Source organism: Ruegeria lacuscaerulensis (genome assembly GCF_013033355.1).
Lineage (GTDB): Bacteria > Pseudomonadota > Alphaproteobacteria > Rhodobacterales > Rhodobacteraceae > Ruegeria > Ruegeria lacuscaerulensis_A.
Genome location: NZ_WQDY01000004.1, coordinates 336050 through 356710, shown reverse-complemented (window position 1 = coordinate 356710; position 20661 = coordinate 336050). Strand labels below are relative to the sequence as shown.

General features: G+C 59.1%; 19 protein-coding genes. 6 read left to right on the top strand and 13 right to left on the bottom strand.

Features of this window, described 5'->3' with window-relative positions; translation table 11 throughout:
* Positions 1 to 154 precede the first annotated feature (154 nt).
* Positions 155 to 808 carry a DUF938 domain-containing protein gene (locus tag GOW48_RS10510; RefSeq protein ID WP_170753511.1) on the bottom strand — a complete coding sequence of 218 codons (654 nt, stop codon included), beginning with the start codon at positions 806 to 808 and terminating at the stop codon, positions 155 to 157.
* A complete protein-coding gene (locus GOW48_RS10505) occupies positions 808 to 1872 on the bottom strand; it encodes an NAD(P)/FAD-dependent oxidoreductase (protein WP_170753509.1) in 1065 nt (354 codons plus the stop codon). The genes GOW48_RS10510 and GOW48_RS10505 overlap by 1 nt, the downstream gene beginning before the upstream one ends.
* Positions 1873 to 1993: 121 nt before the next feature.
* Here GOW48_RS10505 and GOW48_RS10500 point away from each other — a divergent pair, with 121 nt between their 5' ends.
* Together GOW48_RS10500 and GOW48_RS10495 are read left to right on the top strand one after the other, a co-directional pair.
* Positions 1994 to 2386, top strand: a complete 393-nt coding sequence (locus GOW48_RS10500; RefSeq protein ID WP_331251788.1) for a hypothetical protein — start codon at positions 1994 to 1996, stop codon at positions 2384 to 2386.
* A 3-nt stretch (positions 2387 to 2389) separates the two neighbouring features.
* A complete protein-coding gene (locus tag GOW48_RS10495; protein ID WP_170753507.1) occupies positions 2390 to 3622 on the top strand; it encodes an HlyD family secretion protein in 1233 nt (410 codons plus the stop codon).
* A gap of 40 nt (positions 3623 to 3662) precedes the next feature.
* Here the strand turns inward: GOW48_RS10495 and GOW48_RS10490 are convergent, their stop codons facing one another.
* The 10 genes from GOW48_RS10490 to xdhA all read right to left on the bottom strand — a co-directional run bounded on the left by GOW48_RS10490 (position 3663) and on the right by xdhA (position 14343).
* Positions 3663 to 4031 carry a ribbon-helix-helix domain-containing protein gene (locus tag GOW48_RS10490; protein WP_170352261.1) on the bottom strand — a complete coding sequence of 123 codons (369 nt, stop codon included), beginning with the start codon at positions 4029 to 4031 and terminating at the stop codon, positions 3663 to 3665.
* 16 nt (positions 4032 to 4047) lie between these two features.
* Positions 4048 to 4362: a muconolactone Delta-isomerase family protein gene (locus GOW48_RS10485; RefSeq protein WP_170352262.1), complete on the bottom strand. Its 315-nt coding sequence runs from the start codon at positions 4360 to 4362 to the stop codon at positions 4048 to 4050.
* A 26-nt stretch (positions 4363 to 4388) separates the two neighbouring features.
* Positions 4389 to 4784 carry a VOC family protein gene (locus tag GOW48_RS10480; protein ID WP_170352263.1) on the bottom strand — a complete coding sequence of 132 codons (396 nt, stop codon included), beginning with the start codon at positions 4782 to 4784 and terminating at the stop codon, positions 4389 to 4391.
* A gap of 203 nt (positions 4785 to 4987) precedes the next feature.
* Positions 4988 to 6061, bottom strand: coding sequence for a BMP family ABC transporter substrate-binding protein (locus GOW48_RS10475; protein ID WP_170352264.1), 1074 nt, complete (start codon positions 6059 to 6061; stop codon positions 4988 to 4990).
* Between the two features lie 34 nt (positions 6062 to 6095).
* Positions 6096 to 7016 (bottom strand): ABC transporter permease, encoded by a 921-nt coding sequence (locus GOW48_RS10470; protein ID WP_170352265.1) that lies wholly within the window; start codon positions 7014 to 7016, stop codon positions 6096 to 6098.
* Complete coding sequence (locus GOW48_RS10465; RefSeq protein ID WP_170753505.1) at positions 7016 to 8098, bottom strand: ABC transporter permease; 1083 nt, start codon at positions 8096 to 8098, stop codon at positions 7016 to 7018. Before GOW48_RS10465 ends, GOW48_RS10470 begins: the two co-directional genes overlap by 1 nt.
* A gap of 38 nt (positions 8099 to 8136) precedes the next feature.
* Positions 8137 to 9654, bottom strand: a complete 1518-nt coding sequence (locus tag GOW48_RS10460) for an ABC transporter ATP-binding protein (protein ID WP_170352267.1) — start codon at positions 9652 to 9654, stop codon at positions 8137 to 8139.
* Complete coding sequence (xdhC, locus tag GOW48_RS10455) at positions 9651 to 10586, bottom strand: xanthine dehydrogenase accessory protein XdhC (RefSeq protein WP_170753504.1); 936 nt, start codon at positions 10584 to 10586, stop codon at positions 9651 to 9653. The genes GOW48_RS10460 and xdhC overlap by 4 nt, the downstream gene beginning before the upstream one ends.
* Positions 10586 to 12988, bottom strand: a complete 2403-nt coding sequence (xdhB, locus tag GOW48_RS10450; RefSeq protein ID WP_170753502.1) for a xanthine dehydrogenase molybdopterin binding subunit — start codon at positions 12986 to 12988, stop codon at positions 10586 to 10588. The genes xdhC and xdhB overlap by 1 nt, the downstream gene beginning before the upstream one ends.
* Positions 12985 to 14343: a xanthine dehydrogenase small subunit gene (xdhA, locus tag GOW48_RS10445; protein WP_170753501.1), complete on the bottom strand. Its 1359-nt coding sequence runs from the start codon at positions 14341 to 14343 to the stop codon at positions 12985 to 12987. The genes xdhB and xdhA overlap by 4 nt, the downstream gene beginning before the upstream one ends.
* Positions 14344 to 14686: 343 nt before the next feature.
* Between xdhA and dnaE the strand changes: the two genes are divergently transcribed.
* From dnaE to GOW48_RS10430, 3 genes are all read left to right on the top strand, one after another.
* Positions 14687 to 18187, top strand: coding sequence for a DNA polymerase III subunit alpha (gene dnaE, locus GOW48_RS10440; RefSeq protein WP_170753499.1), 3501 nt, complete (start codon positions 14687 to 14689; stop codon positions 18185 to 18187).
* Positions 18188 to 18264: 77 nt separating this feature from the next.
* Complete coding sequence (locus GOW48_RS10435) at positions 18265 to 18477, top strand: YMGG-like glycine zipper-containing protein (RefSeq protein WP_170352272.1); 213 nt, start codon at positions 18265 to 18267, stop codon at positions 18475 to 18477.
* Between the two features lie 5 nt (positions 18478 to 18482).
* Positions 18483 to 18848: a YmgD family protein gene (locus tag GOW48_RS10430; protein WP_170753497.1), complete on the top strand. Its 366-nt coding sequence runs from the start codon at positions 18483 to 18485 to the stop codon at positions 18846 to 18848.
* Between the two features lie 4 nt (positions 18849 to 18852).
* Here GOW48_RS10430 and GOW48_RS10425 read toward each other — a convergent pair whose 3' ends face one another.
* On the bottom strand, positions 18853 to 19047 hold the full coding sequence (locus tag GOW48_RS10425; protein WP_170352274.1) for a SlyX family protein: 195 nt from the start codon (positions 19045 to 19047) through the stop codon (positions 18853 to 18855).
* A gap of 124 nt (positions 19048 to 19171) precedes the next feature.
* Here GOW48_RS10425 and hisS point away from each other — a divergent pair, with 124 nt between their 5' ends.
* Positions 19172 to 20659: a histidine--tRNA ligase gene (gene hisS / locus GOW48_RS10420; RefSeq protein ID WP_170753495.1), complete on the top strand. Its 1488-nt coding sequence runs from the start codon at positions 19172 to 19174 to the stop codon at positions 20657 to 20659.
* The last annotated feature ends 2 nt before the right edge of the window (positions 20660 to 20661 follow it).

Here is a 20661-nt window from a genome sequence, read left to right as displayed (position 1 = left end):
GCAAAAAATGCGCCGCCTGAAAAATCCGATTTGGCAGGTCGGGCATTTTCGATCAGAGAAAGCATTGAATTACTGCAGAAGCTGTAGGCTCGTGTGATGGGATAAACCAGTCTAACGGGGTAGCAGACACACCGGAAACAGGTTTGGGTTTCGATCAGAGGCCAGGCTTTTCCACCACAAACGCCAAATTGTTTGCAGGCATCTCAATGGTTTTCACAAGGGTCAGGCCCTGTTCTAGCATACACCCAATAATGTCTTGATCGTTCTTGTACCCGATTTCCGCATCTTGTTGCACCAACGCGTCATGAAACCGTTGGTCACCATCACTTGTCAGCTCCCCTGATCGCATGAAAGGCCCGTAAAGGATAAAGCGTCCGCGTGGGTTCAGGGCCTTTGCAGCCTCAGTCAGAATGGTTTGAGTTTCCTGCCAGCTGATCAGATGCGTCAAGTTGATCAGGACAATCAGGTCGCGTTCACCGTACTTCTCATGCCACCCCGCTGCCGTTGCATCCAATTCCACAGAGTTGGCAATATTGGCATGCTCGGCAGCATACGTGTCGATGCTGGAGCGGCGCTCGGGCTCAATTTCAGTCGGTTGCCACACCAAACCGGGCAGTTTTCGGGCGAATGCGCTGACGTGCTGCCCTGTGCCACTGGCAAGCTCCAGCGCTTGGCCAGCGGTCGGAGCCCATTCCGCAAGCAGGTCTGATAAAGCTTCGGTGTTGCGGGTGGCCGCCGGGGCGATCATTCGGGCGCCCTCGGCCCGCGTTGCAACACTGGCGTTTGCGGGAAGGGTGCGTTTGCTCACTATCGGAACCTGCAGGGCTTTAGGGCGTTTACACTGTCTGCGTCTAAGTCAGAGGTCGCGCCAGTTACCAAATCTGCAACCAGCTTAGACGCGGCGGGCGATGTCTGGAACCCATACCCGCCCTGACCGGCAGACCAGATAAATGTCGGCTCGGACGGTTCCGGCCCCAGAACCAATGTGCCGTCCGGGGCAAAGCTGCGTAGCCCAGCCCAGTTGGCCTCAAGCCGGGTAACGGGTTCAGTCATCATTTCTTCGTACCGGGCCAGCCCTTCGGCAAGGATCATGTCGTCCGCATAGGCGTCATGTGGCGGTACAGGGGTCGCCTCGGACGGAGAGACGATCAGACTGCCTGCGTCTGGTTTGGCATACCACCCTTCGCCTGCACCCAGCATCATGGGCCAATCTCGAACATCGTAGCCACCCGGAGCTGGAATGCGTGCCATCGATCGTCGCTTAGGACTGATACCAACCGGCGCAATCCCAGCCAAAGCAGCGACCTCGTCGACCCAGGGTCCGGCGGCATTGATAACAAGGCGCGCTTCGTAACGATGTTGACCGTCAACCACCCAGTTCTTGTTTTTTTTCAGGGACGTGACATGGTTTTTTGTCAGAACCTCTCCGTCATTGCGGCGAATGGTTCGGGCAAAATCCTGCATCAAACGGTCGGTGTCGATGTCGAATGCGGCGTCGCTGATCGCCGCGTGGCTCAGGACCTCTGGGTTTAGGATAGGCACACGCGAAACTGCGTCCGAGTTGGAGATAACTTGCATTGAAAGATCGCTGACATCGCGGTCAAAGGCCTCTTGCTGCGATGCGTTGGCAACCAACATAAGACCGCGTGGAGTAAGATACCCACCCTCGTGCAGAAACCCGGCGCTGGCCCGGTTCAAAGCAACGACCGATGGAGGGCCATAGCTTTCTTCGAACAAGGCGGCCGAGCGGCCAGAGGCGTGGTACCCAAGGGCGTCTTCTGCCTCGAGCACGGCAACTTTACCGAAAGCAGACAGGCGCGCCCCGGTGCTGAGACCAGCTATCCCTCCACCGATGATGAGGAAATCTATCATGCCGCTTGAATCCTTGAAAAAAACCGCACAGACGGGGCAAGCCGCGCAGCGCATACTAAGCAGGCTTGAATTTGGGCATCAACCCATCCAAACACGTCATATACAATTATAGGAGGGCAGGGTGACAGCCGCAGATTTACACCCAATGGCCACGGGACATATTCCGCACTACGTGGTCCAGGCGGATGGCAGTGATTATCTTTTGACGTTCATGTTCGTGTTTACGGTCGGTGTGATCATCTTGATCGGTGTGGGGTATTTCACGCTGCATTCGATTCCGGAAAAAATCGCACACGAATCCAATCATCCACAGTTTCAACTGGTTGGTATTCTTGCCCTGCTGGCCTTGTTTACTCATAACGGCTTGTTCTGGATTGCCGCCATCTTGGTCGCCGGTTTTCAATTTCCCGACATAGGTGCGCCATTGCGTGCGATTGCCGATGCGATCCGATCTTTGGGGCCGCAGCGTCAGGATCCAACCGCGCCCCCGTCGCCCGAACATCAGGAGCAATAAGATATGCTTGAAACGCTGATGTGTGCACTGGTCACGGTGCTACCGGATTATTTGTTCCGTCGCTTTGTCCAAGGCAAACGGATCGGGCACGAGATTACCCTGTTCACCATGTGGTATGAGTTGCGCTGGGGTCTGACCACCTGCGCCATTCTGGCGCTCACCGTGATCACTACGCTGTTCTATTTTCACCCTGCCAGCAAGACAGCAGCGTCTTACTTTCGTACGGTGACAATCCTGCCGCAATTGGGTGGACGCGTCGCCGAGGTTTATGTGACCAACAACCAGCTGGTTGTTGCTGGACAGCCCATTTTCCGAATGGAAGATTTTACCCAAACGGCAATGGTCGAGGCTGCCAATGCGCAGATCGCGCAGGTTCAGGCCTCTTTGAAAGTGGCCGAGACCGATCTGGCCGAAGCGACTGCCGGAATTGCGGGTGCCAAGGCCTCGCTGGATCAGGCGATTGAGGACCTTGAGCGTAACACGACTCTGCGCGACGAAGGGTCCAGTGCCGTGCGTCTGGCCGAAATTGACCGGCTGGAAAACATCGTGGCTGAACGCGAAGCCAAACTTGTGGCTGCAGAGGCGAAACGAGCCGCTGTTGTTCAACAGATCGAAGAGCTGATCCCGGCACAGCTTGCCAGTGCAAACGCGCAACTGGACGCGGCCCTGACCGAGCTGGACAAGACCGTTGTTGCCGCAGGTGTGACAGGTCGGATCGAGCAATTCGGCCTACAGGTCGGCGATTTCGTAAGCCCCTTGTTGCGACCTGCGGGCATTCTGGTGCCGTCGCATTCGGGGCATGATCGGTTTCAGGCCGCGTTCAACCAGATGTCTGCACAAGTCATCAAGCCCGGCATGATTGGCGAGTTGGGTTGTATGACCAAGCCCTTTACCGTCATCCCAATGGTCGTTGTGCAGGTTCAGGATGTGATCCCATCGGGGCAACTGCGCCCGTCCGACGAATTGCGTGACGTGCAGGCCAACACCTACCCCGGCTCGATCCTTGTTTACATGGAACCGCTTTACAAAGGCATGGCTGACGACATCCCTCCGGGCAGCAACTGTTTGGCGAATGTCTACACCAGCAATCACGAGAGGCTGGAGCATGAAGATCTGGGCTTCTGGCATGCAGCGTTCTTGCACGTGGTCGATACGATCGGTGTGGTGCACGCAGCGGGTCTGCGCTTGCGGTTGATCCTGATGCCTGTGAACACGCTGGTTCTGAGCGGGCATTAACGACAAAATGGCTGCATGGTTACAGAGACGCCCCAAAGCATCATAGTTTTGGGGCGTTCTCGGCGCGGGCCTTTTGTTCAAGTGACAGAATATCTTGGGCTGGAAGCAAAGACAGGTTGACGTGTGCTTCAAGCGGGATCAGACCGCGTAGTTGCAAATCAAGATACCGCAAACAACAGACCCGCAAGAATGACGTAAAATTACCTACATCATGCCCTGCATCCAGGCTTTCATTGTATAGCCTGTGCAACAGTTGGGGCACGGTAAGCTCATCCCTCTCGCTGACGGTTTCAAGCGTACGCCAGAAAAGCTCTTCCAGGCGCACGCTGGTAACCATACCTTCCATTCGGAATGAACGGGTGTGAGAAGCCCAAAGCGCCGGATCGGCATCGATAAACAACTGGCACATTGGGTTCCCCTTCGCTTCAGCGTCCCAGCCGCTCTTTGACGTCGGCCGCGAAGTCTTCGTATCGACGCAATGACTTCACCTCGACCTTAACATGATGACCCATTTTCTGCATGATGGGCAGATCGAACAGAATCCTGTCCAGAGTATCTGGATCTTCGACATCGACGATCGCCGTCACTTTGCGTTCACCGACAACCTTCCACAAGTCTTTGACGACGCCTGCCGACTTCGCGCCCAAGGCGGCTTCGGCCTCTTCTGCCCAGACTCCCAGCAGACCTTGCTGGGCCATCGTAGCATCGTATTCAACGTTGAAATTCAGTTGATAAAGCATGTTTTCCTCCGAGTTTTTTGACGCGTTTAGATAAAGCGACCACCTTTTTCGATCACTTCGATTTGATAACCGTCGGGGTCCGACACAAAGAAAAACCGCGCTACGCGCGTTCCTCCGGGACGGAAATCCACGATGTCTTTGGGATGGGCTCCTAGATCACGGATGTGACCATGCATGGCGTCCAGGTCATCGACGACAAAGGCGATGTGACCGTATCCATTACCCAGATCATAAGGTTCACTACGATCTTTGTTTATGGTCAGTTCTAGCTCGAAATCGGAACCTTCCGAAATCATGTAGATCAGGGTAAAGCTTTCAAAGTCGAGCCGATCCTTAACCTTCAGATCAAAAGCTGTCTTATAAAACGTCACGGCCCGGTCTTCATCGATAACCCGGATCATGCTGTGTGCAAGTTTTGCCATCTGCGCACCTCCTGCGGCTTTGTACCGGGCAGAGAACGCGAAGTGGTACTATAGGACTAATACAACCCTGAATTTTTGCTGAAGAAGGCGTGCAACTCGGTTGATGGTTGCCGCCCTCAAGGCCAAGGTACACGTCGAAAGCAGACCAAGAAAAAAGGCCCGCAAATTCCGCGGGCCTTACAAGTATTCGCTGAGATACTGGTTTACTGCGGAATTTCGCCTTCCAGTCCTTCAACGTAGAAGTTCATGCCAGCCAGGGTACCGTCATCGGCTGTTTCGCCGTCCGCCAGCCAGTCGCTGCCGTCCTGCTTTTTGATAGGGCCGGTGAAGGGGTGGTATTCACCTGCAGCCATTGCGGCTTTCAAAGCCAGCGCCTCTTCCTTGACATCAGCAGGTACCGCGTCGGAAATCTCGCCGATAGCAACCATGCCTTCGCGGATACCGTCCCAGGTGTTCGCGCTTTCCCATGTGCCGTCCATCACAGCCTTGGTCCGTGCGATGTAGTAAGGTGCCCAGTCATCAATGATTGACGAGACGCGCGGGAAGGGGGCGTATTCGCTCATGTCAGATGCCTGACCGAAGGTGACCACGTTGCCCGCTTCTTGTGCGGCGGCCTGCGGTGCGGTCGAGTCAGTGTGCTGCAGGATCACGTCCGCGCCCTGTTCGATCAGAACGGTGGCCGCGTCAGCCTCTTTTGCCGGGTCAAACCAGGTGTAGGCCCAGATGATCTTGAACTCGACATCCGGGTTTACGGCTTTGGCGTGCAGATAGGCCGAGTTGATGCCGCGGATCACTTCAGGGATCGGGTAGGATCCAATATAGCCGATGATGTTCGATTTGGTCATCTTACCCGCTATGTGACCCTGAACCGCGCGGCCTTCGTAGAAACGCGCCGAATAGACCGAGACGTTTTCGGCGGTTTTATAGCCGGTCGCGTGCTCGAACTTCACGTTCGGGAATTTCTTGGCAACGTTGATGGTCGGGTCCATGTAACCAAACGAGGTGGTAAAGATCAGGTCTGCGCCTTCCAGCGCCATCTGCGTCATTACGCGCTCGGCGTCGGGGCCTTCTGGGACGGACTCGACAAACACGGTTTCAACCTTGTCGCCAAACTCTTCTTCAACGGCCAGACGACCTTTGTTGTGTTCGTATGTCCAGCCGCCATCGCCGACTGGGCCAACGTAAACGAAGCCGACCTTTGTCTTTTCGTCGGCCATCGCGCCCGAAGCCAGCCCGAGCGCCATGGCGGCGCTTGCCAAAAGTGTAGTGAATTTCATGTGGTACTCCCCAAGTTGGTTCAGTTGGCCCCGTCTAGTGCGAGGCATGGAAGGTCCGGCCCAGTGAGGCAGGTGCGCTGCTCTTGTCGGCCGAAAGGATCACAAGCACAAGGATCGTGATGATGTAGGGCGACATTGCCAGATACTCGACCGGAATAGCAACGCCCGCCGCCTGCAAATTGAGCTGCAAAACGGTGATACCGCCGAACAAATAGGCACCCAGCAACGCACGCCACGGCTTCCAACTGGCGAACACCACCAGTGCAAGGGCGATCCAGCCAACCCCGGCAGTCATGCCCTCGGTCCATTGGGGCACACGGATCAGGCTGATGTAGGCTCCGCCCAGGCCCGCACAAGCTCCGCCGAACAGGATCGCCATGACGCGGATCTTGATGACTTTGTAGCCAAGCGCGTGCGCGGCATCGTGGTTTTCCCCGACCGCGCGCAGGATCAGACCGACACGAGTGTACTTTAGCGTAGCCCAAACCGCTGCAGTCAAAGCGATGCCGACATAAAGGATAGGGTCGTGCTGGAACAGGATAGGACCGATCACCGGAATATCGCTGATCACCGGGATATGGATATCTCCCATGCTCGGGGGTTTGACGCCTACATAGCTTTGCCCCATCAGAGCGCTAAAGCCGAGTCCGAACAGGGTCAGGGCAAGACCGCTGGCGACCTGGTTGGCCAAAGCCACCTGTGTCAGCACCACAAACAATAAAGACAGAACCGCGCCGCCAATGGCTGCCGCGATAAAGCCCAGCCAAGGTGACCCGGTCTCGACCGAGATCGCAAAGCCACTGATCGCGCCGACGATCATCATGCCCTCGACGCCAAGGTTCAAAACGCCTGCTTTTTCAACAACCAGCTCTCCGATCGCGGCCAGCAGCAGGGGGGTTGCGGCCACCATCAAAGAGGCGACCAGAAGGACGGGGTTAATTTCACCAAGGTCCATTACGCCACCTCGCTACGTGCCGCACGGATGCGGTAGTTTGTCAGAAGATCGAAAGCCAGCAGGAAGAACAGAAGCATCCCCTGGAACACCTGAATTGCAGCGGCGGGCAGGCCCAGTTGGGATTGCGCGATTTCACCGCCGATATAGGTCAGCGCCATCAAGCCGCCGGCCAGCAGGATACCCACCGGGTGCAGCCGGCCCAGAAAGGCCACAATGATCGCAGTGAAACCGTAGCCTACGTTAAAGTCGATGCTGACCACGCCCGAAGGGCCTGAGACTTCGAACATCCCCGCCAGACCGGCCAGAGCGCCGGACAGGCCCAGACAAAACAGGATCAGACGGGCCGGGTTCACACCGGCAAACTTCGCAGCGCGCGGAGCTTCACCGGTCAAACGGATGTGAAAGCCCAGCATGTGCCGGTTCAGAAGGACATAGGAAAAGATCACTGCGATGAGGGCTGTCACGACGCCCCAGTGCATCCCAGATCCCGCGATCAACTCGGCATTATGCGCACTGTCATAGGATTGCAGATTACGCGATCCGGGAAAGCCAAACCCCTCGGGGTTTTTCAACAAGCCAAGCGACACCGAGGCCAGCATCTGCTCGGCGACGTAGACCAGCATCAGCGAGACAAGGATTTCGTTGGTGCCAAAGCGAACCTTCAGAAAGGCCGGGATCATCGCCCAGAGCCAGCCACCGAATGCCCCCGCGATTACCATGATCGGAAAAATGTAAAACGCGTCCAGAGGGTAAAAGGCCAGACCCGCACCGGCCCCAAAGATGGCTCCCATGATATACTGCCCCTCGGCCCCGATATTCCATATGCCGGCACGGAAACCCAGCGACAGACCAATGGCGATCAGCACCAAAGGCGCCCCTTTCACCAGCAGCTGCGGGCGGTAATAGAACGCAAACTCACCGAACAGGGGTTCCCAGAAAATGGTGCCGATGGCCTCGACCGGGTTCTTCCCCAGAATGGCGAACAGCAGCCCGCCGAATACCATTGTCGCCAACACCGCGACCAAAGGGGTGGCATAAGACCACGCCTTGGACGGCTGTGGCCGTTTCTCCAACACAATCATCCGCTCATACCCCCGTTTTCGTCTTTTTTTGTAATAGCTTAGACATGGGCGACCTCCATGCCATGCGCGCCGCCCATCATTAGGCCAATCTCATCCACGGTAAGGCCCGTAGTTGGTCGAGGCGCGCTGAGGCGACCTTCGTTGAGGGCGGCGAAACTGTCGGAAATCTCCATCAGCTCATCCAAATCCTGACTGATACAGACAACCGCTGTGCCCTTGGCCGCTAAATCCAGAATGGCCTGCCGGATCGACGCCGCAGCTGCCGCGTCCACGCCCCAAGTCGGTTGATTCACCACTAGCACATCCGGGTTTTGTAGCACTTCGCGCCCAATCACGAATTTCTGCAGATTGCCGCCGGACAACGAGCGCGCGGCGTTTTCCGGGCCTGGCGTGCGCACGTCGAAGGCGCTGATGATCTTTTCAGCGAAACTTTTAGTCTCGGCCCATTTCAGGAAGCCATTGTTTTCTAGACCTTCCCGAACCGATCCAGTCAGTAAGGCATTTTCCGTAAGGCTCATGTCCGGTGCTGCCGCATGACCCAGACGTTCCTCGGGCGCGGTTAGAACGCCCAGTTTGCGACGCGTAGTAGGCCCCAGCAAGCCGATGGGCTGACCGTTGAACTTAATCGCATCAGCTGCGGTGGTGATTTCGCCCGACAGAACGCCCAGTAATTCATCTTGCCCGTTGCCTGCGACACCGCCGATGCCAAGAACCTCGCCCTTGCGGACTGTCATGTGAACGTTGCGCAGCGCAGTGCCGAACTCGGACGGCGAAGGCACAGATAGCCCGCTGACATCCAGCGCGACTTCGCCGAAGTCACGCCCCGACCGTTCGGGCGTTTGCAGGGTTGAACCGACCATCATCTCGGCCATGTCCCGCGCTGATGTCTCGGCCGGAACGCATTCGCCCACATTCTTTCCCAGACGCAGAATTGTGGCGTGGTCACACAACGTACGGATTTCTTCCAGCTTGTGCGAGATATAAAGGATCGAGGTGCCTTCGGCCCGCAATTTGTTCAGCGTTTCAAACAGGATTTCGACCTCTTGCGGGGTCAAAACGCTGGTGGGTTCATCCATGATCAGCAGCTTGGGGTCCTGCAGCAGACAGCGGATGATCTCGACCCGCTGGCGTTCACCTGCCGACAGGTCGCCGACGGTGCGATACGGGTCCAGCGGTAAGCCATAGGTTTCGGATACTTCGCGGATACGCGTGGCCAGATCGCTCATCTTGGGCGGGTTTTCCATCCCCAGCGCGATGTTTTCGGCCACGTTCAATGCGTCAAACAGAGAAAAATGCTGAAACACCATCGCAATCCCGTCGGCCCGCGCCGCGCGGGGTTCCGCCGGAGCAAAAGGCTGGCCGCGCAGCAGCATGGTGCCGCTGTCGGGTTTCACCAGCCCATAGATCATCTTGACCAGCGTGGACTTGCCCGCGCCGTTTTCGCCCAACAGGGCGTGTACTTCGCCTTCGCCGATATCAAAGGACACCTGATCATTGGCCACGACGCCGGGATAAGCCTTGGTCAGCCCTTGCAGACTTAAAAGTGGAGTGGTCACGCGCTCTGGTCCTTCTTCAGTTCGTTCTGCCAAGCCGGGCGCAGTAGTTGCGCGGCGACGCCAATGGCGATCATCTGCGGGTGTTTGCCCAGACCAGGATCGCCAATCGGGCAGGTGATCTGCCTGATCCGTTCCGGGGAATGGCCAAGGGTTGTCAGCCGCGACCGGAATCGCGCCCATTTCGTAGCTGAGCCGATGAGGCCAGCAAAGCCAAAACCATGCGTCAAAAGGCGATTACACAGCTCCAGGTCCAGATTATGTGAATAAGTAAGCACAAGATGCTCGGCATCGGCTGGGGCGTGCCGGACCAGAGCGGCGGGTTTGGGCGTTGGAATCGGGGTGACACTGGTCGGGATCTGCGTGGGAAAGCGTTCAAGGCCGGTATCGACCCATGTGATCGCAAGATCAGGCAGGGGCGACAGCACCTCAACCAGCGCCCGCCCCACATGGCCTGCGCCCCAAATCCATAGCTGCCGGGTCGGTTTGTGAACGGGTTCGACCATCCAGCCGTCGATCAATTGCGGCTCGGGCGCGACGCCCTGCGCGCGGGCTGCGGCCAGCAGGCGCTTGACCGAAAGTGGCATATCGCCGCCTGACGGGGCACGTGCGATGACTGTCTCATCCAGCGCGTCCAACGCGTGTTGGTCGTAAACCTCGCTCAAAAGCGAGACCGCCCCTCCGCAGCATTGGCCCATATCGGGGCCAAGCGCATGGTGGGTCAGTCGCATTGGGACGGACTGCGCCCGTGCGGCGAGCGCTGCCTGATGCTCCAGCGTACCGCCACCGATCGTGCCGGACTGACCGTCCGCCCAAACCAGCATGGCGGTGCCGACCTCGCGCGGGGACGAGCCTTTGATGGCAGCGATGACCACGCGGGTCACGCGCCCGTGAATCTTGACCGCCTCCTGCAGAGCTTCAAGGTCAAATCCCATCAGGTGCCGCCTTTCATCCGCTGGACACCGCGCCAGAGTTCCTCTGCCGTGGCGGGCGCGTTCAGGGCCGGGTAGCCATCCCCGCTGGCCGCCACTGCGTTCGACAGGGCCAACCACGCAGAAATACCTAGCATGAAGGGCGGCTCACCAACCGCTTTGGACCGATAGATCGTGTCCTCGTGGTTCTCGCCATCCCAAAGCGCGACGTTGAAGAAATCGGGCCGGTCGGAACAGGCGGGAATTTTATAGGTCGACGGCGCATGGGTGCGCAGGTTGCCCTTGCCGTCCCAGACCAGTTCCTCGGTCGTCAGCCATCCTGCGCCTTGCACATAACCGCCTTCGACCTGCCCGATATCCAGCGCGGGGTTCAGCGAGGCCCCCGCATCATGCAGGATATCGGTGCGAAGAATGCGGTTTTCGCCGGTCAGCGTGTCCACCACGACCTCGGTGACAGACGCGCCGTAGGCAAAGTAAAAGAAAGGTCGCCCTCTGCCTGCGATCCGGTCCCATTCGATCTTGGGCGTTTTGTAGAAGCCGGTCGCCGACAGGCTGATGCGGCCCTGATAGGCCAGAGCGGCGGCTTCGGCGAAGGTATAGCGTTCCTCGCCAACTAAGACATGCCCATCCGTGAAGGTCACAGTCGCGGGATCGGCCTGGTGCCGTTCGGCCAGATAGTCCGTCATCCGGTCGCGGATCGTGTCACAGGCGGCTTTCACAGCCATCCCGTTCAGATCGCTGCCCGAGGACGCTGCCGTGGCCGAGGTATTCGGCACTTTGGCCGTGTCGGTGGCGGTAATCTTGACCATCTCCAGCGGAATGCCGAACCGCGATGCGGCCACTTGCGCGACCTTTTGGAACAGGCCCTGTCCCATCTCGGTCCCGCCATGGTTCAGGTGGACCGAGCCATCCTGATACACATGCACCAGTGCGCCCGCCTGATTGAGGTGGGTCAGCGTAAAGGAAATCCCGAATTTGACCGGCGAGAAGGCGATACCCTTCTTTATCACGCCGTTCTTGGCGTTCCACTCGGCGATGGCGGCCTTGCGAGCGGCATAGTCGCTGGATTTCAGAAGCGCTTCGGTCATGCCGTGCAGTTCGAAATCGCTGACCTCCATACCGTAAGGCGTGGTGTTGCCGCCTGCGGGTAGGGGACGAACGGGGGCGCTCCCGGTTTCCACAGCACCTCGGCTGGTCAGGTCTTCGTGCGGGTCGGGATGACCCAGTGGTTTCGCGTGCAGCGGCTGATCGGCCACTTTATGCGCAGGCTCATAGTAGTTGCGGCGACGCAGCTCGACCGGGTCCAGCCCAAGCGCGTGCGCGGCGTGATCCATGACACGTTCGATCCCGACCATGCCCTGCGGCCCGCCGAACCCGCGATAGGCGGTCGCAGATTGGGTGTTGGTCTTCAGACGATGGCTTTCAATCCGGGCATTCGGCAGCAGATAGGCGTTGTCCGAGTGCAGCATCGCGCGGTCGGCGACGGGCAGGGACAGGTCCTGTGCCCAGCCGCAGATGACGTAGTGATGGAACGAGACGCCCTGAACATGGCCGTTCTCATCAAACCCAGCTTTGTAGGCAATGCGGAAGGCGTGACGCTTGCCGGTGATGATCATGTCATCATCGCGGTCATATCGCATCTTGCAGGCCTTGCCGGTGGCGCGGGCGGCGATGGCGCAAGCCACCGCCAGAGCGTTGCCCTGACTTTCCTTGCCGCCGAATCCTCCGCCCATCCGACGGGTTTCGACCCGCACGGCGTGCATGGGAACGCCCAAAGCATCAGCTACCTTGTGCTGAATCTCGGTCGGGTGCTGGGTCGAACTGTGGACCAGCATGTCCGCGCCTTCATTCGGCACGGCCAGAGCGGCTTGGCCCTCCAGATAGAAATGCTCCTGCCCGCCAAGTTCGAAACTGCCTTCAATCACATGGCGCGCGTTGGCAATGGCTGCGTCCGCGTCGCCCTTGGCATAGATGCGGGGGCCGTCCTCGAACCGGCTGTCGGCGGCCAGCGCCTCTTCGATTGTCAGGATCGGTGTGTCTTCGGCATAGTCAATCTTGCCCAGCCGTGCAGCCTTGCGGGCGGCCAGATGGCTGGTCGCCACCACCAGAAACACCGGCTGGCCGATATAATGGACCGTTCCGTCCGACAGCAGCGGCTCATCATGGATCGAGGGCGAGACATCATTGGCAAAGGGCAGGTCATCCGCCGTCATCACCTGCACCACACCCTCGGCGGCTTTAACCGCCGACAGGTCCATCGCGATGATTGTGCCCTTGGCAATCGGGCTGAGGCCAAAGGCCAGATGCAGCGTGCCTTTGGGCGTTGGGATATCATCCACGTATCGCGCAACGCCTGCGACATGCAGCGGGGCTGCGTCATGGGGGAGGGGTTTGGTCACGCTCATGCCGTCACCTTCAGTACGTCGGTCACTTCGCCCTGATCTTCGAGGAAATACCGCTCCAGCATCGCCTTGGCGGTTTCCAGACGATAGGTGGCCGAGGCGCGCATATCCGTGAGTGGTTGGTAATCGTCAGCAAAGGCGGGCAGCGCGGCCTGAATGGTCGCAGCGGTCCAGGGTTTGCCGATCAATGCGGCCTCGACATGGGTGGCCCGCTTCGGAATGCCCGCCATGCCGCCAAACGCAATGCGCGCCTGGCTAACGGTGCCGTCCGTGACGGTGATGTTGAAGCAGCCGCAGACGGCTGAGATATCCTGATCGAACCGCTTGCTGAGCTTGTAGCATTTCAGGCGATCTGGCTGGCGGAGGAAGCTGACCGCCTCGACAAATTCTCCGGGCGCGCGGTCCTGTTTGCCGTAGTCGATGAAAAAATCTTCGAGCGGGATCGACCGGCGCGTGTCGCCCTTGCGCAGGTGCAGAGTTGCACCAAGGGCGATCAGGGCGGGCGGGTTGTCTCCGATGGGGGAGCCGTTGGCGATATTGCCGCCCACGGTGGCGGCGTGGCGAACCTGCACGCTGGCATAGCGGCGGATCATTTCGGCGTAGGAGGGGTGGAGATCGGCCAGCGCCGCGCCCATCCGGTTCATGTCGACCATGGTCCCGAGGCGGATTTCACCCTCGGTAATAGTGATGTTCTTGAGGTCGTCGCAGCGGTTCAGGAAAATCACCGGATCCAATTCGCGCAGCTGTTTGGTGACCCAGAGGCCCACATCGGTCGCTCCGGCAATCAAGGTGGCCTCCGGGTGATCTGCGTAGATCGCGGCCAGTTCGTCCGATGACGTGGGCAGCATTGGTTGGGCATCGGCATCCACGGGCGCGTCCTTGACCCAGACTGGTACAGGCATTGCCTCGATAGCCGTGGCGGCGCGGATGATTGGGGCATAGCCCGTGCAGCGGCACAGGTTCCCGGCCAGTTGCGTGTCATGGTCGGTCGCGCCATTTGCGTGGCTGGCGACCATCGACATGACGAAGCCCGGTGTGCAGAAACCGCATTGCGATCCGTGCAGATCGACCATCGCCTGCTGCACAGGGTGCGCCTCGCCATTCGGACCGCTTGCGCCTTCGACGGTGCGCACGGCCTTACCGTGCAACTGGGGCAGGAACAGGATGCAAGCGTTCAAAGCCTTAGCACCGCCCTCATCTGTCACCATCACGGTGCAAGCGCCGCAGTCGCCTTCGTTGCAGCCTTCCTTGGTGCCGGTCAGGCCGCGATCCTCGCGCAGCCAGTCCAGCAGGGTGGCGGTCGGATCGACATCCGACAGCTCCACTGTCTCTCCGTTCAGAAGAAACGTGATGTTCATGCGTGAAACCCGTCGCCTTACCCGGTTGCGCCCCTGCGGCCCTCCTTCGATGCGACGTAGAAAGAGTGGCGGGCGAATAGCTTGCCGTCAGATGTTAGAAATAGCTCACCCGATCTGGCAAGAAAAACTGCCTGTGGGATGTACCATTACACCGGACGGCGATGAATTTGAAATTGGTGTCTACCGCGCAGAGCTTTGAAATTAAAGTGTTTTGCCTTCTTGGGTCGTTGCTGCTGCCGAAGCACCTTCTGGAAAAGCCGAATAATCCAAGCTGATTTTTTAGGCATTCCATCTATGCGGTTCCCGCTTTTGCCGCGCGCCTGGCTGGGATAGCTTGGGCTTCATGAGCAGCACTCCTCGATTCATCCACCTTCGTGTTCACACAGAATATTCCCTGCTGGAAGGGGCCGTGCGGCTGAAAAAGCTGCCTGGCCTGTGTGAAAAGGCCGATATGCCCGCCATCGCCGTTACTGACACCAATTCGATGTTCTCGGCGTTGGAGTTTTCCGTGACCGCCAGCGGGGCCGGCGTGCAGCCGATCATGGGCTGTCAGGTCGATCTGTCTTACCTGCAAGCGCAGCCGGGGGAAAAGCCCAAAGCCCCCGCGCCGCTGGTGCTGCTGGCGCAGTCTGAGGTGGGGTATGAGAACCTGATGAAGCTGAGTTCCTGCCTTTATGTGGACAAGGGCGGGCAGTTACCGCAGGTCACGTTGGAGGAGTTGGCGGATCGCTCGGACGGCTTGATCTGCTTGACCGGTGGGCCGGAAGGGCCTGTGGGGATGCTGCTGCAACAGGGCCAGCGCCCAGCGGCTGAGGCTTTGGTGGATCGGCTGGCCGGGATCTTCCCGGATCGGCTGTATGTCGAATTGCAGCGCCACCCGGGCGAGGGTGGCCAGCCCGAGGCCGAACGCCTGACCGAGCGTGGCCATGTCGAGATGGCCTATGCCAAGAACCTGCCTCTGGTCGCCACCAATGACGTCTACTTCCCGACCACCGACATGTATGAGGCGCATGACGCGCTGATCTGTATCGCCGAGGGCGCCTATGTCGACCAACAGGACGGCCGCCGCCGCCTGACAGCCCAACACTATTTCAAGTCGCAGCAGGAAATGGTGACGCTGTTCGCCGATTTGCCCGAAGCGATTGAGAACACGGTCGAAATCGCCAAGCGCTGTGCGTTCATGGCTTATCGCCGCGATCCGATCCTGCCGAAATTTGCCGATGATGAAGTGGCCGAACTGCGCCGCATCGCCAATGAGGGCCTGCAGAAACGTTTGGCCGTGATCCCGCATGCGGTGACGCCCGAGGAGTATCAGGAACGGCTGGATTTTGAGCTTGGCATTATCGAAGGGATGGGCTTTCCCGGCTACTTCCTGATCGTTGCCGACTTCATCCAATGGGCCAAAGATCACGACATTCCGGTGGGGCCGGGGCGGGGCTCGGGTGCGGGCTCGCTTGTGGCCTATGCGCTGACGATCACCGACCTTGATCCGTTGCGGTATTCGCTGCTGTTCGAACGGTTTCTGAACCCGGAGCGGGTCTCGATGCCCGACTTCGATATCGACTTCTGCATGGATCGCCGCGAAGAGGTGATCCGTTACGTGCAGCAGAAATACGGGCGCGACAAGGTGGGGCAGATCATCACCTTTGGTGCGTTGCTGTCCAAGGCCGCTGTGCGCGATATCGGGCGGGTGCTGCAGATGCCCTACGGGCAGGTGGACCGCCTGTCCAAGATGATCCCGGTCGAGGGCGTAAAGCCTGTTTCCATCGAAAAGGCTCTGAAAGACGAACCCCGCCTGCGCGAAGAGGCGCGGAACGAAGAGGTGGTGGACCGCTTGCTGACCTATGGCCAACAGGTCGAGGGGCTGTTGCGGAACGCTTCGACACACGCGGCGGGGGTGGTGATTGGCGACCGGCCTCTGGATGCGCTGGTGCCGCTGTATCAGGATCCGCGATCCGACATGCCTGCGACCCAGTTCAACATGAAATGGGTGGAACAGGCCGGGCTGGTTAAGTTCGACTTTCTGGGCCTGAAGACGCTGACCGTGATTCAGAACGCGATGGATATCATCTTCAAGTCCGGGCGGCCTTTGCACATCGCGGCGGATGGCACGGAACTCTATGAACCCGCCGATGGGGCCGAGAACCAGATCAATGCCATCCCGCTGGACGACGAGGCGACGTATAAGCTCTATTCCGCCGCCAAGACGGTGGCGGTGTTCCAGGTGGAATCCTCGGGCATGATGGATGCGCTCAAGCGCATGAAGCCGACCTGTATCGAGGATATTGTCGCCCTTGTGGCGCTGTATCGTCCCGGCCCGATGGAGAACATACCGACCTATTGCGAGGTCAAGAACGGGTTGCGGAAAATTGAATCCGTGCATCCGCTGATCGACCATATCCTTGAGGAAACACAGGGCATCATCGTTTACCAGGAACAGGTGATGCAGATCGCTCAGGTCATGGCTGGGTACTCCCTTGGTGGTGCCGACCTGCTGCGCCGCGCGATGGGTAAGAAGATCAAAGAGGCGATGGATGCCGAACGCCCCAAATTCGAAAAGGGCGCGGGTGAAAACGGCGTGGATGCCAAGAAAGCCAGCGAGGTTTTCGACCTGCTGGAGAAATTCGCCAATTATGGCTTCAACAAATCTCACGCGGCGGCTTATGCGGTGGTCAGCTACCAGACCGGCTGGCTGAAGGCGAACCACCCGGTCGAGTTCATGGCCGGTGTCATGAACTGCGATATCCACCTGACCGACAAGTTGGCCGTCTATTTCGAAGAGGTCCGCAAAGGGCTTGAGTTGCCCTATGTGCCGCCCTGCGTGAACCGATCTCAAGCGACCTTCGATGTGGTGAACGGAGAGCTTGTCTATGCGCTGGGCGCCTTGAAAAACGTGGGCGTTGAGGCGATGAACCTGGTGGTCGATGGTCGCGCGGAAAAGCCCTTTGTGAACCTGTTCGATTTCGCCCGCCGGGTTGATCTGAAAAAGGTCGGCAAACGCCCGTTGGAAATGATGGCGCGGGCGGGCGCGTTCGATCAGTTGGACAAGAACCGCCGCCGTGTGTTCGAAAGCCTTGATCCGCTGGTGCAGTATTCGGCGGCGATCCACGAACAGAAGAACTCGAACCAAGTGTCGCTGTTTGGTGAGGCGGGCGATGACCTGCCCGAACCGCGCCTGTCGCCCACGCCCGATTGGTTGCCCGCAGAACGGCTGAGCGAAGAATTCAAGGCCATCGGCTTTTACCTCTCGGGCCATCCGCTGGACGACTATATGCCTGCGCTGAAACGCAAGCAGGTCATGACGCTGGACGAGGTGACGGAAAAGGCACGTTCGGGTCCGTTCATCGCCAAGATGGCCGGTGTTGTTGCCGGTCGGCAGGAGCGAAAATCGGCGCGCGGCAACCGGTTTGCCTTTGCGCAGCTTTCGGACCCCAGCGGTGCGTATGAGGTCACGCTGTTCTCGGAAACGCTGGAGAAATCGCGCGAGTATCTAGAAACCGGCGCGCAAGTTGTACTAACCGCCGAGGCCACAATGGAAGCTGATCAGCTGAAACTGCTTGGCCGCTCTGTCGGCCCGGTGGATACGGTCGTGGCCGAGGCGGGTGCGACCGGCCTGCGCATCTTTGTGGACGAGGAACAGGCCCTGCCTACCGTGGCCAAAGTGCTAGAGGACGCGGTTGGCGCGGCCAAAAACGCCGCGCGCGGGCCTATCCAATTGCTGCTGATGGCGCCCGGATTGCCCGGCGAGGTCGAGATGGATCTGGGCCAGAACTTCCCCATCAATCCGCAAATTAAAGGCGCGATCAAATCGCTGGAAGGCGTGATGTCGGTCGAGGAGTTCTGACCCCGCCTTTTGTTGCCAGACACAGTCCCTCGGGCTAGGCTGACTTCGGTCGGTTTCGGGCCAAAGGAGGATTTGACATGGTGATTTTAGGTCTCGGGTTCAGAACTGTTGCGCTTGCTGCTGTGGCGTCGTTGGCATTTGCCTCGGCAGGGGTGGCTGATGACAAGAAGAAAAAGCAGACAATCGAAGGTGCGCTCATCGGGGCTGGTGTCGGGGCGTTGGTCGGAGACGGCAAGGGCGCAGCAATCGGCGGCGTAGCTGGTGCGATCATCGGGCATAACTGGAAATGAAAGCCATGATGAACACCTCCGGACTGATCCTAAGCGCCGTGCTCTTAATAACGCCAACTTTCGCTGCGGCGGATGAGGCGGCTGAACAGATGGTGCAGGATGCATTGCCAGTGATGCATTATACCTGCGCGTCGATTGCCGAAGAGGCAGACGGAGACGAAGCCTTTGTCGTAGAGGTCGTCGGGAAAATGACGGCCCTGTCGCTATATAACCGTCAGATCAATATCGAAGATCACGCAACTACCGATGAGGAAAAGGCCCAATTGCGTGAAGCCTTCATAGCGGCGCTTTCCGAAGGCTGCGCTGCGGACAAGAACGCTCTTTTGGGAGGTGTGGTCGACAATGCGGTGAAAACGACGCTGGGGCTATAAGCAGTCAGTAATGCGGCGGGCGTTCGTCTCCGAACACGACCCCACCTGATCCTTCCTGCGCCCGTTCAGCCTCGCGCTGCAACAGCATCTCGACGCGCCGGGTCAGGCGATCGATCTCACTCTGTTGGGTTGTAACGACCGTGTTCAGCTCTTCGACCGTGCGGGTCAGGTGGGCGATCTGCTCTTCCAGATGCTGCATGGGGCTCTCCTTTGGGCGTGGTCATAGCGGCGCTTTGACCTCAACACCAGTGAAAGCGCGCCTTGCCCCGATGCGGGCCATGGGATAGACCGCGCGCGGAACATGAACCGCAAGGACGCCCCACATGGCCAAGCCCAAGAAACAGCCCCGCCCCAAGGCCGTCACGCCGAAAGGGTTCCGCGACTATTTCGGCCAGGAAGTCTCGCAGCGCACCGAGATGCTGCGGACGATTGCGGATGTCTATCATCGGTACGGGTTTGACGCTCTGGAAAGCAGCGCGGTTGAGACGGTCGAGGCGTTGGGCAAGTTCCTGCCCGATGTGGATCGCCCGAACGAGGGTGTGTTTGCGTGGCAGGAGTTTGATGAGGGCGACAACGGCGACTGGATGGCCCTACGCTATGACCTGACCGCGCCGCTGGCCCGTGTCTACGCGCAGCACCGCAATGATCTGCCGACGCCCTATCGCCGCTATGCGATGGGTCCGGTCTGGCGCAATGAAAAGCCGGGGCCGGGGCGGTATCGTCAGTTTTATCAATGCGATGCGGATACGGTGGGCACAGCCTCGATGGCTGCAGATGCCGAGATCTGCGCGATGCTGTCGGACACGCTGGAAACCGTCGGTATCCCTCGCGGCGACTATCTGGTGCGGGTGAATAACCGCAAGGTTCTGAACGGCGTGCTGGAGGCGATGGGTCTGGGCGAAGATGCCGCCGCCCGCGACAATGTTCTGCGCACCATCGACAAGTTCGACAAAGTAGGTGAAGCCGGTGTGCGCGAGCTGCTGACCAAAGGCCGACTGGATGCCTCGGGCGCGTTCATCGACGGTGTGGGCCTCAGCGACGATCAGGCCGAGCCAGTGATTGCCTTCCTGACCTCGAAGGCTGCGGATACCGCCGGTACACTGGCAAACCTGCGTGCTGCCGTGGGCGACAGCAAGATCGGCGCGGATGGGATTGCCGAGTTGGAACAGATCGGCGCTCTGCTTGATGCGGGCGGCTATGGCTCGGACCGGATTGAGATCGACCCCTCGGTCGTGCGGGGCCTCGGGTACTATACCGGCCCGGTTTATGAGGCCGAGCTGACCTTTGAGATTTTCGATGAGAAAGGCCGTAAGCGGCAGTTCGGATCGGTTTCGGGCGGCGGCCGCTATGACGACTTGGTCAAGCGGTTTACCGGGCAGGAAGTTCCTGCGACTGGCGTGTCCATTGGAGTTGACCGGTTGCTGGCCGCCCTGCGCGAAAAGGGCCGGATTGCCGCGCAGGCGACTGGTCCCGTGGTTGTGACCGTAATGGACCGCGACCGCATGGCCGATTATCAGGCGATGGTGGCCGAACTGCGCAATGCAGGCATCCGGGCCGAGGTCTATCTGGGTAACCCCAAGAACTTTGGCAATCAGCTGAAATACGCAGACAAGCGGAACTCTCCCATCGCGGTGATCGAAGGGGGCGATGAAAAGGCCAGTGGGATCGTGCAGATCAAGGACCTGATCCTTGGGGCCAAGATCGCCGAAAGCGCCACGCTTGAGGAATGGAAAGAACGCCCCAGCCAGTTCGAAGTGCCGCGCGGCGATCTGGTCGCCAAGGTGCGCGACATTCTGGAAAGTCAGGACTGACC

What these genes read in the sequence shown, in the direction of transcription:
- hisS (WP_170753495.1), top strand. Translation starts at nt 19,172, where the DNA reads ATGGCCAAGCCCAAGAAACAGCCCCGCCCCAAGGCCGTCACGCCGAAA.
- GOW48_RS10485 (WP_170352262.1), bottom strand. Translation starts at nt 4,362, where the DNA reads ATGCTTTATCAACTGAATTTCAACGTTGAATACGATGCTACGATGGCC.
- GOW48_RS10435 (WP_170352272.1), top strand. Translation starts at nt 18,265, where the DNA reads ATGGTGATTTTAGGTCTCGGGTTCAGAACTGTTGCGCTTGCTGCTGTG.
- GOW48_RS10505 (WP_170753509.1), bottom strand. Translation starts at nt 1,872, where the DNA reads ATGATAGATTTCCTCATCATCGGTGGAGGGATAGCTGGTCTCAGCACC.
- GOW48_RS10475 (WP_170352264.1), bottom strand. Translation starts at nt 6,061, where the DNA reads ATGAAATTCACTACACTTTTGGCAAGCGCCGCCATGGCGCTCGGGCTG.
- GOW48_RS10480 (WP_170352263.1), bottom strand. Translation starts at nt 4,784, where the DNA reads ATGGCAAAACTTGCACACAGCATGATCCGGGTTATCGATGAAGACCGG.
- xdhA (WP_170753501.1), bottom strand. Translation starts at nt 14,343, where the DNA reads ATGAACATCACGTTTCTTCTGAACGGAGAGACAGTGGAGCTGTCGGAT.
- GOW48_RS10495 (WP_170753507.1), top strand. Translation starts at nt 2,390, where the DNA reads ATGCTTGAAACGCTGATGTGTGCACTGGTCACGGTGCTACCGGATTAT.
- GOW48_RS10490 (WP_170352261.1), bottom strand. Translation starts at nt 4,031, where the DNA reads ATGTGCCAGTTGTTTATCGATGCCGATCCGGCGCTTTGGGCTTCTCAC.
- GOW48_RS10465 (WP_170753505.1), bottom strand. Translation starts at nt 8,098, where the DNA reads ATGATTGTGTTGGAGAAACGGCCACAGCCGTCCAAGGCGTGGTCTTAT.
- xdhC (WP_170753504.1), bottom strand. Translation starts at nt 10,586, where the DNA reads ATGGGATTTGACCTTGAAGCTCTGCAGGAGGCGGTCAAGATTCACGGG.
- GOW48_RS10430 (WP_170753497.1), top strand. Translation starts at nt 18,483, where the DNA reads ATGATGAACACCTCCGGACTGATCCTAAGCGCCGTGCTCTTAATAACG.
- dnaE (WP_170753499.1), top strand. Translation starts at nt 14,687, where the DNA reads ATGAGCAGCACTCCTCGATTCATCCACCTTCGTGTTCACACAGAATAT.
- xdhB (WP_170753502.1), bottom strand. Translation starts at nt 12,988, where the DNA reads ATGAGCGTGACCAAACCCCTCCCCCATGACGCAGCCCCGCTGCATGTC.
- GOW48_RS10425 (WP_170352274.1), bottom strand. Translation starts at nt 19,047, where the DNA reads ATGCAGCATCTGGAAGAGCAGATCGCCCACCTGACCCGCACGGTCGAA.
- GOW48_RS10470 (WP_170352265.1), bottom strand. Translation starts at nt 7,016, where the DNA reads ATGGACCTTGGTGAAATTAACCCCGTCCTTCTGGTCGCCTCTTTGATG.